We start from the raw sequence: 269 nt of genomic DNA on the forward strand, positions 1-269 counted from the left end.
GGGCCCTCCGGCTCGCACTGCAGGAACGAGGAGTGACGCGATGAGCGACGACCGCTACGCCGAGTGGGACGCCGCCTACGTGCTCGGTTCCCTGCCGCCGGACGAGCGGCTCGAGTACGAGCGACACCTCGAGACGTGCGACCGCTGTGCGGCCGCCGTCGCGGAGCTGGTCGGTCTCCCGGGCCTGCTGTCCAAGCTGCCGGCCGACCAGGCGGTCGAGATCGCAGACCCGGACGGGAGGCGCGACACCGGCTCCGAGAGCACCCTCG

At 72.9% G+C, this 269-nt stretch carries 1 protein-coding gene; it reads left to right on the forward strand.

Annotated features, from left to right (window positions below; genetic code table 11):
* Positions 1 to 40: 40 nt before the first annotated feature.
* On the forward strand, positions 41 to 269 hold a 229-nt coding region (locus BIV01_RS16950; protein ID WP_175473772.1), incomplete at its 3' end, for an anti-sigma factor family protein.

The sequence above is a fragment of the Curtobacterium sp. MCBA15_013 genome (genome assembly GCF_001865095.1).
In the GTDB taxonomy this organism is placed as follows: Bacteria; Actinomycetota; Actinomycetes; order Actinomycetales; family Microbacteriaceae; genus Curtobacterium.